This is a genomic window from Aeromicrobium sp. PE09-221, assembly GCF_002174305.1.
GTDB lineage: Bacteria > Actinomycetota > Actinomycetes > Propionibacteriales > Nocardioidaceae > Aeromicrobium.
Window position 1 is genome coordinate 131511 of record NZ_MIJB01000018.1, and the last position, 12781, is coordinate 144291.

The following is a 12781-nucleotide window of genomic DNA, read 5'->3' on the forward strand; positions in this document are numbered from 1 at the left end:
GCGTGCGCAGACGGGCCCGGGATCAGCGGCGCAGGAGCGGTGTCAGCTCGGCGCGTCGGCGGGCGGCGTCCTCCAGGGCATCCTCAACGACACGGATCCGGGCCGCCGTGGCGTCATCGGCGACGAGATCGGGATACACCTCGATGATCGCGAACAGATCGCCGAGTGCCGCGACCAGACGATCGTGGACGGCGACGGCCTCATCGGCGGAGGAGATCTGCCGGGTGTCCTGGGCGGCGGCACGCACTGCGGCGAACACCGCCCGCTCATAGGCGGCGTAGTCGCCGACGCTGTCGAGCAGCTCGGGAAGGGGAGCCGTGGCCCGGCGCAGCGACCCGGCCAACTGGATGGTCCCGGTATGGATCGCGTCCTGTCTGTGGAACCTGCGCCGCCGGCGGGAGGCCCAGGCCAGAATGCACAGCCCGAGGAGAGCGATCACGGCCATGATCACGAGCTCCATGGCACGAGTCTGCCAGCCTCGCCCCGGCCCCGAATGCAACTACTTGCAGAGGTATGCAACAATTGCATTCATGTCCAAAGTCTTGACGGATCTCCCGATCAATGAGCGCGTCGGCATCGCGTTCTCCGGCGGCCTCGACACCTCGGTGGCAGTGGCCTGGATGCGCGACAAAGGGGCCGTCCCCTGCACCTACACCGCTGACATCGGCCAGTACGACGAGCCCGATATCGCCTCGGTGCCGGGACGGGCGACCGAGTACGGCGCTGAGATCGCGCGACTCCTCGACTGCAAGCGGCCGCTGGTCGACGAGGGCTTGGCTGCGCTCTCCTGCGGCGCCTTCCACATCACGAGCGCTGGCCGCACCTACTTCAACACCACGCCCCTCGGCCGTGCCGTCACCGGCACCCTGCTGGTGCGGGCGATGCACGAGGACGATGTCAACATCTGGGGCGACGGCTCGACCTTCAAGGGCAATGACATCGAGCGGTTCTACCGCTACGGCCTGCTCGCCAACCCCCACCTGCGGATCTACAAGCCCTGGCTCGACGCCGCCTTCGTCGCTGAGCTGGGCGGTCGCCAGGAGATGAGCGAGTGGCTCGTCGCCCACGGCCTGCCCTATCGCGACAGCGCCGAGAAGGCGTACTCCACCGATGCCAATATCTGGGGAGCGACACACGAGGCCAAGACCCTCGAACACCTCGACGTGTCCCTTGAGACCGTCGAGCCGATCATGGGCGTCAAGTTCTGGGACCCCTCCGTCGACATCGACACCGAGGACGTCACCGTCTCCTTCGAGGCGGGGCTGCCGGTCGCCATCAACGGCGTCCGGTACGACGACCCTGTCGCGCTCGTGCACGAGGCCAATACGATCGGCGGCCGGCACGGTCTCGGCATGTCCGATCAGATCGAGAACCGCATCATCGAGGCCAAGAGCCGCGGCATCTACGAGGCCCCCGGCATGGCGCTGCTGTGGATCGCCTATGAGCGGCTCGTGAACGCGATCCACAATGAGGACACGATCGCCAACTATCACCAGCATGGCCGTCGGCTCGGCCGGCTGATGTACGAGGGCCGGTGGCTCGACCCGCAGGCGATGATGTTGCGCGAGTCGGTGCAGCGCTGGATCGCGTCGGTCGTGACCGGTGATGTCACGCTGCGGCTGAGGCGCGGTGAGGACTACTCGATACTCGACACACAGGGACCGGCGTTCTCCTATCACCCCGAGAAGCTGTCGATGGAGCGCACGGACAATGCCGTGTTCGGCCCGACCGACCGCATCGGGCAGCTGACGATGCGCAATCTCGACATCGCCGATTCCCGCGCGAAGCTCGAGATGTACGCCGAGCAGCCCCTCGACCAGGGACAGGTCCTCGTCGAGAATGGGACCTTGTTCGGCGCGCTGCCCGCCGGCGGTGCCGAGCAGATCGAGGCCAATCCGGCGGTCGAGGGTGACGAAGAGGTCGCCGTCGACGCCGCCGCCATGGAGTTCGGAGCCGACTGATGAGCATCAAGGTCGCCGTCACCGGAGCCACCGGCTATGCGGGCGGGGAGGTGCTGCGGCTGCTGCTCGATCACCCCGAGGTCGAGATCGGCGCGCTGACGGCCGCGTCCACGGCAGGCACACGCTTCGGACAGCATCAGCCGCATCTGCTGCCGCTCGCCGATCGGATCGTCGCCGAGACCACGCCGGAGACTCTGGCCGGCCACGATGTGGTCTTCCTCGCCTTGCCGCACGGGGCGTCGGGGGCCGTGGCCGCTCAGCTGCCGGACGATGTCCTCGTCATCGACTGCGGGGCCGATCACCGGCTCGAGTCGGCCGAGGACTGGACCGCTTACTACGGCAGTGAGCATGCAGGGACGTGGCCGTACGGCATGCCTGAGCTCATCGTGGGCGGGCACGCACGTCAGCGCGAGGCGCTCGTGGGTGCCCGGCGGATCGCCGTCCCCGGCTGCAATGTCACGGCCGTGACGCTGGGCATGCAGCCGGCCATCGCCGCGGGCATCGTCGAGTCCGCCGACCTGGTCGCCGTGCTCGCCAACGGCTATTCGGGTGCGGGCAAGGCGTTGAAGCCGCATTTGCTCGCGGCCGAGGGGCTGGGCGCTGCGTCGCCCTATGGGGTGGGGGGAGTCCACCGGCACATCCCGGAGATCCTGCAGAACCTGCGGCACGCGGGTGCCGACGAGGTGACCCTCTCGTTCACACCCACGCTGGTGCCGATGGCCCGAGGGATCCTGGCCACCGCGACGGCTCGGCTCGCCTCGCACGCGACCTCCGAGGTCGTGCGCGATGCCTACGACGCGGTCTATGCCGACGAGCCCTTCGTGCACGTGCTGCCCGAGGGCCAGTGGCCCACGACGGCCGCGGCGATCGGCGCCAACACGGCCCTCGTGCAGGTGGCCGTCGATGAGAAGGCCGGACGCCTGGTCACGGTCACCGCGATCGACAACCTGGTCAAGGGCACGGCCGGCGGCGCGATCCAGTCGATGAACCTCGCCCTCGGGCTGCCCGAGACGACCGGACTCACCACGATCGGAGTGGCCCCATGAGCGTGACGGCAGCACAGGGATTCCGGGCCGCGGGGGTGACGGCCGGACTCAAGGACAGCGGCAATCCCGATATCGCCCTCGTGGTCAATGAGGGACCGTCCACGGCGGCCGCCGCGGTGTTCACCTCCAACCGTTGTCAGGCGAACCCGGTGCTCTGGAGCAAGGAGGCGATCAAGGGCGGCAGCGCCCGGGCGGTGATCCTCAACTCCGGCGGCGCCAACTGCTATACGGGCTCCGAGGGATTCGCCACGACCCACCGCACGGCCGAGCTCGTCGGTGAGCTGATCGGCAGCGGGGCCGTGGACGTCCAGGTGTGCAGCACCGGGCTCATCGGCCGGCTGCTGGATGAGGACAAGCTGCTGACTGGTGTGCGCTCGGCAGTCGAGGCTCTCGACGCCGACGGCGGCGATGCCGCGGCGACGGCGATCATGACCACCGATCACGTCAGCAAGCAGTCCGTCCGCGAGGGCGACGGGTGGACGGTCGGCGGCATGGCCAAGGGTGCGGGCATGCTCGCGCCGGCACTGGCCACCATGCTCGTCGTCATCACCACCGACGTCGACCTGCCGGCCGAGACGCTCGACGAGGCGCTGCGCGTCGCGACGAGCCGCACCTTCGATCGGCTCGACTCGGACGGCTGCCAGTCCACGAACGACACCGTGCTGCTGATGGCGAGCGGCGCATCGGGCGTGACGCCGGGTGCCGATGCGTTCACGGAGCGGCTGACCGAGGTGTGCGGGGATCTGGCGATGCAGCTGCTCGCCGATGCCGAGGGTGCCGACCACGAGATCGCGATCACCACGGTGAACGCCGCGTCCGAGGCCGATGCGCTCTCGGTCGGCCGCGAGGTCGCCCGGAGCAATCTGTTCAAGACGGCGATCTTCGGCAAGGACCCGAACTGGGGCCGCATCCTGGCCTCGGTCGGTACCTCGGATGCGCTGTTCGATCCGCAGAATCTCGATGTGGCGGTCAACGGCGTCTGGGTCTGCCGCGACAGCGGCGTGGGGGAGTCGATCGACCTCGTCGACCTCGAGCCGCGGCACGTCACGGTCACGATCGATCTCAAGTCCGGTGACGCCTCGGCGACCATCTGGACCAATGACCTCACCCACGCCTATGTCCATGAGAACTCGGCCTATTCCACATGAGCGAGCCAGAGATGAACGACACCGACGACACGGATGACATCGACACGGTCTGGAATCCCGACTCCTGGCGGGAGGCTACCGACAAGGCCGCGACTCTCGCGGGTGCGCTGCCCTGGCTGAAGAAGTACCACGGTGAGGTCATCGTGGTGAAGTACGGCGGCAACGCCATGACCGATGAGACCTTGAAGCGCGCTTTCGCGGAGGACATCGTCTTCCTGCGGCTCGCCGGTTTCAAGCCGGTCGTCGTTCACGGAGGCGGCCCGCAGATCAACGCGATGCTGGATCGGCTCGGCATCGAGTCGGAGTTCCGCGGCGGTTATCGCGTCACCACCCCCGAGGCGATGGATGTCGTGCGAATGGTGCTGACCGGCCAGGTCGGCCGGGAGCTGGTCGGCCTGCTGAATGCCCACGGCGACTTCGCCGTCGGCATGTCGGGTGAGGACGGCGGACTGTTCACCGCCCAGAAGACGATGCCCGTCGTCGACGGCGAGCCCACCGATATCGGGCTGGTCGGCGAGGTCACAGGCGTACGTCCCGAAGCGGTCCTCGATCTCATCGAGGCCGGCCGGATCCCGGTCGTGTCCACGGTCGCGCCCGATGCCTCGGGTCAGGTGCACAACATCAATGCCGATATCGCGGCGGGAGCACTGGCCTCGGCGCTCAAGGCCGAGAAGATGCTCGTGCTGACCGATGTCGAGGGCCTGTACGCCGACTGGCCCCATAGCACCGATGTCATCGGGGAGATCAGCCCCGAGTCCCTGGAGCGCCTGCTGCCGAGTCTGGCCAGCGGCATGATCCCCAAGATGACGGCGTGTCTGAACGCCGTGCGCGGAGGCGTCAACCGGGCCACGGTCGTCGACGGCCGCACCCCGCATGCGGTGCTGCTGGAACTCTTCACCGATGAGGGCGTCGGCACCCAGGTACTGCCCGGTGTCGAGACCCGTCTGCGCACCGCCCTGTACACCACCAGCAGCAAGGAGAGGCTATGACAGGGGACGGCATCGCTCCCATCCACGGCCGGGAGCCCCGGCCGGGTGGTCCGGAGTGGATCGAGCGCTATCGCGGCTCGCTGATGAACACCTTCGGGGATCCGCAGCGGGTACTCGTGCACGGTGAGGGCGCGCAGGTATGGGATGCCGACGGCAATCGCTATATCGACCTGCTGGCGGGCATCGCGGTCAACGCCCTCGGTCACGCGCATCCGGCGCTGGTGGACGCCGTGAGCGAGCAGATGGGCACGCTCGGACACATCAGCAATTTCTTCACCTCGCCGCCGCAGATCGAGCTGGCCGAGAAACTGCTGGCCCTCCTCGGAGCCGACGGCAAGGTGTTCTTCGCGAACTCCGGTTCCGAGGCGAATGAGGCCGCCCTGAAGGCCACCCGGCGCACCGGGCGTACCCAGCTCGTGGTGGCCGAGGGCAGTTTCCACGGACGCACGATGGGTGCGCTGGCGCTCACATCCAAGGAGGCCTACCGGACCCCGTTCGAGCCGTTGCCCGGTGAGGTGACGTGGGTGCCGTACGGCGATGTCGAGGCCTTGCGTGCGGCGGTCGACGGCGAGACCGCTGCGGTCGTTCTCGAACCGATCCAGGGTGAGGCGGGGGTCATCGTGCCTCCGGAGGGCTACCTACAGGCGGCCCGCGATATCACGCACACATATGGCGCTCTGTTGTGGTTCGACGAGGTCCAGACCGGTATGGGGAGGACGGGTGACTGGTTCGCGCACACGCCCTCGGGTGTGACGCCCGATCTGGTGACCCTGGCCAAGGGGCTCGGCGGCGGCATGCCGATCGGCGCCTGCATCGGTGTGGGCACGGCCGGTGACTTCTTCGGTCCCGGCAATCACGGCACGACCTTCGGCGGCAACCCGGTGGCGACCCGCGCGGCGCTCGCGGTCATCGACACGATCGAGCGCGACGAGCTGCTCGCCGCGGTGCACGATCTCCATCGGCTCTTCGTCGAGGAGTTCTCCGGGACCCCCGGAGTCGTCGAGGTGTCCGGGCGGGGCCTGCTGCTCGGCATCGTGCTCGAGCGACCGGTGGCGGCCGATGTCATGAAGGCCGCGCTCGAGGCGGGCGTCATCGTCAACGCCCCCACGCCGGACCGGCTGCGCATCGCCCCGCCGTTCGTGCTCACCACACAGCAGGCACGTGACGCGGTTGCCGCGATCCGCGCGGTGCTCGCGGAGGTGCTCTCGTGAGCGAGGCCGGTGCCGGACTCCGGCACTTCCTGCGCGATGACGATCTCTCCCCGGCGGAGCAGGACGAGATCCTCGATCTGGCCCTCGAGCTGAAGGCGGCGCCCTACAGCCGCCGGCCATTGGAGGGGCCGCAGACGGTTGTGGTGATGTTCGACAAGTCCTCGACGCGCACGCGGGTGTCCTTCGCCGTGGGCATCGCCGATCTGGGCGGTCAGCCCCTCATCCTGGACACGGGCACGACGCAGGTCGGACGCGGTGAGTCGGTGGCCGACACCGCGCGCGTGCTCGGGCGTCAGGTGAGCGCGATCGTCTGGCGCACCTACGCGCAGGCGGGTCTCGAACTGATGGCCGAGCATTCGGGCGTGCCGGTGGTCAATGCGCTCAGCGATGACTTCCATCCCTGCCAGATCCTGGCGGACTGGATGACGGTCCGCGAGCACAAGGGTCCACTCCAGGGGCTGCAGGTGGCCTATGTGGGCGATGGCGCGAGCAATATGGCGCACTCCTATCTGCTCGGCGGGGCGACAGCCGGCATGCACGTGCGCGTGGGTGGCCCCTTCGGCTATCAGCCCGATCTCGCCATCGTGGCGGACGCCCAGCGCATCGCCGAGACAACGGGAGGGTCGGTGCTGGTCACCGATGACCCGCGTACAGCGGTCGACGGTGCCGATGTCGTGATCACCGATACCTGGGTCTCGATGGGCCATGAGGATGAGAAGGCCGAGCGCATCGCGATCTTCGGCGCGTACTCGCTCACGAGCGAGCTGCTGGCGCACGCCGATCCAGAGGCGATCGTTCTGCACTGCCTGCCGGCCTATCGCGGCCTGGAGATCACCGATGAGGTGCTCGAAGGTCCGCAGAGCGTGGTGTGGGACGAGGCCGAGAACCGCTTGCACGCGCAGAAGGCGGTGCTCACCTGGCTGCTCGCGCGGGCGGAGGAGTGACGATGACGACGGTTCCGGGGACCAAGACCGCCCGCCAGCAGCGCATCATCGAACTGCTGACGCGCGAGGAGGTGCGTTCGCAGTCCGATCTGGTGGGACTGCTCGCCGAGGCGGGCATCTCGGCGACCGTCTCGACGGTGTCCCGCGATCTGGTCGAGCTCGGCGCGGTGCGGATCCGTCAGGCCGATGGCGCACTCGTGTACGCGGTGCCGGCCGAGGGCGGCGATCCCACCCCGCGGGTGGGGGACACCGCGGCCGCCACCGTGCGCCTGCAACGGCTGGTGCGCGAGCTCATGGTGACGGTCGAGGCCTCGGCCAATCTCGTGGTGCTGCGTACGCCCCCGGGCGCCGCGCAGTATCTCGCCTCCGCGATCGACCACGCCGGTGGTGTCGACACGATGGGTACGATCGCGGGCGACGACACCTTGCTCTTGATCTGCCGCGACCCGCACGGCGGGTCGGCGGTGGCCGACTACTTCACTCAGCTCGCGGGCCAATCGGCCTGAGCGAGCTCCGTACGAGAGGGATCCACGTGGCCGAACACGAGCAGCACTCCGAGGAGTCGACCCGCCTGTGGGGCGGGCGTTTCGCCTCCGGGCCGTCCTCGGAGCTGACGGAGCTCTCGCGCTCCACGCATTTCGACTGGCGGCTGGCGCCGTACGATCTCGCGGGGTCGCGGGCGCACGCGCGGGTGCTGCACAGCGCGGGGCTGCTCGGCGAGGAGGATCTGGATGCCATGCTGACCGCCCTGGACCGGCTGGAGGCCGATGTGCGGTCGGGGTCGTTCGCCCCTCAGCCTGATGACGAGGACGTGCACACCGCACTGGAGCGGGGGCTCATGGAGCGTGCCGGTGCCGAGCTCGGGGGGCGGTTGCGCGCGGGTCGCTCGCGCAATGATCAGGTGGCAACGCTGTTCCGTGCCTTCCTGCGCGATCACGGTCGCCAGATCGCCCAGTTGGTGCGCGAGCTGGCGCTGGCGATCACCAGCCAGGCGGAGAACCACCTCGGTGTCGCGATGCCGGGGCGTACCCATCTGCAGCACGCGCAGCCGGTGCTGCTGTCGCACCATCTGCTCGCCCACGCCTGGCCGCTGGTCCGCGATCTGGACCGGCTGGCCCAGTGGGACGAGCGGGTCGCGGGGGAGTCGCCCTACGGCAGTGGTGCTCTGGCGGGATCCTCCCTGGGCCTGGATCCGGAGGCGATCGCACGCGATCTCGGCTTCACCGGCTCGGCACCGAACTCGATCGACGGCACCGCCGCCCGTGACTTCGTGGCGGAGTTCGCCTACATCACGGCACAGATCGGCATCGACGTCTCCCGGCTTGCCGAGGAGATCATCATCTGGAACACCAAGGAGTTCGGCTTCGTCACGCTCGACGACGGCTACTCCACGGGATCCAGCATCATGCCGCAGAAGAAGAATCCCGATATCGCCGAGCTGGCCCGGGGCAAGTCCGGGCGTCTGGTCGGCAACCTGACCGGGCTGCTGGCCACCCTCAAGGCACTGCCCCTCGCCTACAACCGGGATCTGCAAGAGGACAAGGAGCCGGTCTTCGACTCCATCGATACGCTCGAGGTGCTGTTGCCCGCGTTCACCGGCATGATCGCGACGCTGCGGTTCGACACGGCGCGACTGGCCGAGCTGGCGCCGCAGGGCTTCGCTCTCGCGACCGATATCGCCGAGTGGCTGGTGCGCGAGGGTGTGCCGTTCCGCGAGGCTCACGAGATCTCCGGTGCCTGTGTGCAGGTCTGCGAGCAGCGGGGGATCGAGCTGTGGGATCTCACGGACGAGGACTTCGCCGAGATCTCTCCGCGCCTGGGGCCCGGTGTCCGTAGAGTGCTCTCGGTCGAGGGCTCGCTCGCCTCGCGTGACGCGCGGGGCGGCACGGCGCCGTCGCGCGTGACCGATCAGCTCTCCGAGATCCGCGGACGCCTGGCGTGACGCTCCTGGCCGGACCATGACGGTGTCGGTAGCGTGACGGGGTGTCCGTTCTCGAACAGGCTCGCGGCCTCCTCGGCCGGGAGCTCACCGCGCACGGCGTCACGGTGCGGATCACCGAGGTGGAGGCCTATGGAGGCGTCACCGATCCGGCATCGCATGCCTACACCCGCACTGCTCGTTCGGAGATCATGTACGGACCTCCGTGGCGCTTGTACGTGTACCGCATCCACGGTCATCACTGCGCCAATATCGTCACCGGACCGAGCGAAGAGGCGGCGGCCGTGCTGCTCCGCGCGGGCGAGGTGGTCGATGGGCAGGAGCTCGCCTGCGAGCGCAGGGGAGAAGTTCCGCATGAAGCGCTGGGACGGGGCCCGGGGAACCTCTGCCGGGCGCTCGGCATCACGATGGCGGACCTCGACATCGACGTCCGTGTGGGGCCTTCGGTCGTCCTGGCGCCGAAGGTCGACGACGTGAGCGTGAGCGAGGGCCCCCGCGTCGGAGTACGTCGCGCGGCTGACCGTCCGTGGCGCTTCTGGATCACCGGAGATCCGACGGTCTCGACCTACCGGCGTCACGCCCGGGCGGAGTCCTCCTCGGACGACGGATGAGCCGGAATGGCGCAGACGCCGTCGGCGCACACGGCTTCCTCATCGCCCTCGACGAGCTCGAATGGTCCGTTCATCGCGCAGCCCTCGCCTGATCCAGGGCGCCCGCGAAGACCTCGGGGCTCTGAGCACCCGAGACCGCCCACCGGCCGTCGATGACATAGAACGGGACACCGCCGATGCCGTACGCGCCGGCCTGGTCGATATCGGCCTGGACGGCCACGCGATAGGTGCCGTCCTCCAGCGCCGCGCGCAGCGAGGCGGTATCGAGGCCGATCTCGCCGCCAAGTGCGACGAGGTCCTCGATACGGCCCACGTGCCGGCCTTCCTCGAAATAGGCGGCGAGCAGGCGCTCCTTGAACTCCGCCTGGAGGCCCTGCGCCTTGGCGGCGTGCAGGGCCTCGTGGGCGAGGCGCGTGTTGGTGTGCTGGAGCGCATCGAAGTCGTACGCGAGACCTTCGGCCGCGGCCAGTCGGGTCATCTGCTCGAGCATCGAGATCACCTGGGCCTCGGGCATGCCCTTGTGGCGGGCGAGGAAGTCGACCTCGGAGCCCTCGAAGTCCACCGGGGTGTCCGGAGCGAGCTCGAAGCTGTGGTACTCGATGTCCACCTCGCCGTCGAAATCAGCGAGGGCCGCCGCCAGTCGGCGTTTGCCGATGAAGCACCAGGGGCACGCGATGTCGGACCAGACATCGATCTTGATGGAATCGCTCACAGCCGACGCAACGCCTGGGCTCGCCGCGGTATTCCTTCCGCTGGACGCGGTAGCCTCGACCCATGACGATCGCAGTGGCCTACCGACCCGACGATTTCGGCAAAGGTGCTCTGCGCTGGGCCGCCGCCGAGGCACAGGCGACCGCGCAGCATCTGGTGATCATCACGGTCGACGAGATCGATCCCGAGTTCGAGGAACCGCATGAGATCGACCTCTCGGAGTTCACCGAGAGGTTCGACCTGGAGGATCTCGACTATGAGATCCGGCGGGCCGCCTCCCTGGACGTGGCCGATGTCGTGATCGAGCAGGCCACGGAGGCGGGTGCGGAGCGACTCGTGATCGGCATCCGCAAGCGCACCCCCGTCGGCAAGATGCTGATGGGCCGGGTGACGCAGATGATCCTGCTCGATGCGCCGATGCCCGTCATCGCCGTCAAGCCCTGAGCCGATCCCACAGCGTCATGAGGCGCTTGCCCCGAACTCGCCCGCCCTGAGGCGGTGAGTAGGCGTCCGTTCATGGCCGCAGAAGGACGATAGGTCACCGCCTCAACTGCGCAGCGGTGTGTTGCTCCCACCGGCGGGCGTGGCCGGACCCTTGTCTACACGGGATGTGCCTCCATCTAGGCTCGGGGCGACGATTCGAAAGGATTCCCCGTGACTCAGCACGTTCTCGACGATCTCCTCTCGCGCGGCCTGATCGCGCAGTCCACCGATCTGGATGCGCTGCGCGCCGATCTGGTCCGGGGTTCGCTCGTCTACTACACGGGATTCGACCCGACCGCGCCGAGCCTGCACATCGGCCACCTGATGCAGCTGTTGATGATGCGGCGGCTTCAGCTGGCTGGACATCAGCCGCTGCTGCTCGTCGGCGGTGCCACCGGCCTCATCGGTGATCCGAAGCAGAGCGGTGAGCGCCAGATGAACACCAAGGACGTCGTCGCGGGGTGGGTGGACTCGATCGCCGCGCAGGCCGCGCCCTTCCTCGACTTCGAGGGGAGGAACGCCGCCCGACTGGTGAACAACCTCGACTGGACGAGCGAGCTGAATGTCGTCGACTTCCTGCGCGATATCGGCAAGCACTTCCCGGTGAATCGGATGCTGGCCCGTGACGTCGTCGCGAGCCGCTTGGAGTCCGGGATCAGCTACACCGAGTTCAGCTACGTGCTGCTGCAGTCGATGGACTACCTCGAGCTCGCCCGCCGGTACGACTGCCGGTTGCAGATGGGCGGAGGAGACCAGTGGGGCAATGTCTCGGCCGGTGTCGAGCTGGTGCGCCGTGCCGACGGCGATCGGGTGAACGGCCTGGTCACCCCGTTGATCACCAAGGCGGACGGCACCAAGTTCGGCAAGACCGAGGGTGGCGCGGTGTGGCTGGACCCCGATTTGACGAGTCCGTACGCGTTCTACCAGTTCTGGATCAATGCCGAGGACGCGAAGGTGGGGGAGTATCTCAAGCTGCTGACCTTCCTCGATGTCGAGGAGATCGAGCAGATCGACGTGGAGCACCAGGAGAAGCCGGGCCTGCGGGCCGCGCAGCGGTTGCTCGCCCGGGAGGTGACCTCGCTCGTGCACGGCCGGGCCGAGGCCGAGGCAGCTGAGCTCGCCTCCGGTGCGTTGTTCGGACGGGGCGAGTTGGCCGCGCTGCCGGAGTCCACCCTCGCGGCGGCGCTCACCGAAGCAGGTGCGGCAGAGGTGCCGCCGGGGACGTCGGTGGTGGACGCCCTGGTGGCGGCCGGACTCGCCGATTCCAAGTCGGCCGCGCGTCGTGCCGTCGCCGACGGCGGTGCCTATGTGAACAACGAACGGGTCACCGATCCGGAGGCGGCCCTGGAGACCGACGGAGCGCTGCACGGGCGCTGGGTCGTGCTGCGCAAGGGCAAACGGTCCGTCTCGGGTGTCCAGCTGGTCGGATGAGCGGAAAAGCCTGGCATTCCAGGTGTGATGGCCAACACCCACCCCCCGGTTTGACCGCCCTGGAAACGGGTGTGTAATGTTCTTCTTGTTGCCGAGAGGGGCTGAGAGATCAGGCCCGAAGGCAGCCGCCCGAACCGAAACGGTTAACGCCAGGAGCCCTGCGGGGGTCCGGAAACTAGCCGCTGACAACGGAGGGTGTCACCCAAACCGACCCGGGGTTGCCTCGGTGAAAACGTAGGGTGTAAGATCGACAAGCTTCCAATAGATGATCCCGTCCAGGGTGATGTCTGTGGTGTGCGTCTGATGT

At 68.2% G+C, this 12781-nt stretch carries 13 protein-coding genes; 11 read left to right on the forward strand and 2 right to left on the reverse strand.

The window, feature by feature from the left end; all coding sequences use genetic code 11:
* Positions 1-22: 22 nt before the first annotated feature.
* Positions 23-460 carry a LemA family protein gene (locus tag BHE97_RS09935; RefSeq protein ID WP_087623868.1) on the reverse strand — a complete coding sequence of 146 codons (438 nt, stop codon included), beginning with the start codon at positions 458-460 and terminating at the stop codon, positions 23-25.
* A gap of 70 nt (positions 461-530) precedes the next feature.
* On the opposite strand from BHE97_RS09935, the gene argG reads away from it, so the two are divergent.
* Genes argG through BHE97_RS09980 form a run of 9 tightly spaced genes read left to right on the forward strand, consistent with a single transcriptional unit; the run spans position 531 to position 9849 of the window.
* Entirely contained in the window at positions 531-1961 is a 1431-nt protein-coding gene (gene argG / locus BHE97_RS09940; RefSeq protein ID WP_087623869.1) for an argininosuccinate synthase, read from the forward strand.
* Complete coding sequence (gene argC, locus BHE97_RS09945; RefSeq protein WP_087623870.1) at positions 1961-3007, forward strand: N-acetyl-gamma-glutamyl-phosphate reductase; 1047 nt, start codon at positions 1961-1963, stop codon at positions 3005-3007. The genes argG and argC overlap by 1 nt, the downstream gene beginning before the upstream one ends.
* A complete protein-coding gene (argJ, locus tag BHE97_RS09950) occupies positions 3004-4155 on the forward strand; it encodes a bifunctional glutamate N-acetyltransferase/amino-acid acetyltransferase ArgJ (protein WP_087623871.1) in 1152 nt (383 codons plus the stop codon). The genes argC and argJ overlap by 4 nt, the downstream gene beginning before the upstream one ends.
* Complete coding sequence (gene argB / locus BHE97_RS09955) at positions 4152-5144, forward strand: acetylglutamate kinase (protein WP_236757628.1); 993 nt, start codon at positions 4152-4154, stop codon at positions 5142-5144. Before argJ ends, argB begins: the two co-directional genes overlap by 4 nt.
* Positions 5141-6355, forward strand: a complete 1215-nt coding sequence (locus tag BHE97_RS09960) for an acetylornithine transaminase (protein WP_087623873.1) — start codon at positions 5141-5143, stop codon at positions 6353-6355. Before argB ends, BHE97_RS09960 begins: the two co-directional genes overlap by 4 nt.
* Entirely contained in the window at positions 6352-7299 is a 948-nt protein-coding gene (gene argF / locus BHE97_RS09965; RefSeq protein ID WP_087623874.1) for an ornithine carbamoyltransferase, read from the forward strand. Before BHE97_RS09960 ends, argF begins: the two co-directional genes overlap by 4 nt.
* Before the next feature lie 2 nt (positions 7300-7301).
* Positions 7302-7805 (forward strand): arginine repressor, encoded by a 504-nt coding sequence (locus tag BHE97_RS09970; RefSeq protein WP_087623875.1) that lies wholly within the window; start codon positions 7302-7304, stop codon positions 7803-7805.
* A 26-nt stretch (positions 7806-7831) separates the two neighbouring features.
* Positions 7832-9241: an argininosuccinate lyase gene (gene argH / locus BHE97_RS09975; protein ID WP_087623876.1), complete on the forward strand. Its 1410-nt coding sequence runs from the start codon at positions 7832-7834 to the stop codon at positions 9239-9241.
* Between the two features lie 41 nt (positions 9242-9282).
* Positions 9283-9849, forward strand: a complete 567-nt coding sequence (locus tag BHE97_RS09980; RefSeq protein WP_087623877.1) for a DNA-3-methyladenine glycosylase — start codon at positions 9283-9285, stop codon at positions 9847-9849.
* Positions 9850-9919: 70 nt separating this feature from the next.
* On the opposite strand, the gene BHE97_RS09985 is transcribed toward BHE97_RS09980, so the two are convergent.
* Positions 9920-10561, reverse strand: a complete 642-nt coding sequence (locus BHE97_RS09985) for a DsbA family oxidoreductase (RefSeq protein ID WP_087623878.1) — start codon at positions 10559-10561, stop codon at positions 9920-9922.
* Positions 10562-10623: 62 nt separating this feature from the next.
* Between BHE97_RS09985 and BHE97_RS09990 the strand changes: the two genes are divergently transcribed.
* The gene (locus tag BHE97_RS09990; protein ID WP_087623879.1) at positions 10624-11004 is read left to right on the forward strand and encodes a universal stress protein; all 381 of its coding nucleotides are present in this window, start codon (positions 10624-10626) and stop codon (positions 11002-11004) included.
* Between the two features lie 210 nt (positions 11005-11214).
* A complete protein-coding gene (gene tyrS, locus BHE97_RS09995) occupies positions 11215-12474 on the forward strand; it encodes a tyrosine--tRNA ligase (protein WP_087623880.1) in 1260 nt (419 codons plus the stop codon).
* Positions 12475-12781: the final 307 nt, after the last annotated feature.